The organism is Nocardioides pyridinolyticus (genome assembly GCF_054653575.1).
Genome location: NZ_BAAIFY010000097.1, coordinates 1 through 461 on the forward strand (window position 1 = coordinate 1; position 461 = coordinate 461).

The 461-nt window shown below is 73.1% G+C and carries 1 protein-coding gene; it reads left to right on the top strand.

The features are described from left to right. Window positions 1-461, top strand: a 461-nt coding sequence (locus tag ACYQ0U_RS22815) for a peroxidase family protein (RefSeq protein ID WP_459976171.1), incomplete at both ends; no start/stop codon positions are given.

A 461-nucleotide genomic window follows, 5' to 3' on the forward strand; every position in this document is an offset into this window, starting at 1 on the left:
GCGTCCGGCGAGCAGGTCAGTGACGCCGACGTCGCGACGCTCAAGGCGAAGGTGCTCGACTCCGGCCTCTCGGTCGCCCAGTTGGTCTCCACGGCGTGGGCCTCGGCCGCGACCTTCCGCTCCACCGACAAGCGCGGCGGCGCGAACGGCGCCCGCATTCGGCTCGAGCCGCAGCGCAGCTGGGCGGTCAACCAGCCCGACCAGCTCGCGACCGTGCTGTCGACGCTCGAAGGCATCCAGCAGGAGTTCAACGCCGCGGGCGGGGCGCAGGTCTCCCTCGCCGATCTCATCGTGCTCGCCGGCTCCGCGGCGGTCGAGAAGGCCGCGTCGGACGCCGGGGTCGAGGTCACGGTGCCGTTCCGGGCGGGCCGCACCGACGCCACCCAGGAGCAGACCGATGTCGACTCGTTCAAGGTCCTCGAGCCCCGCGCCGACGGGTTCCGCAACTACCTGCGGGCCGG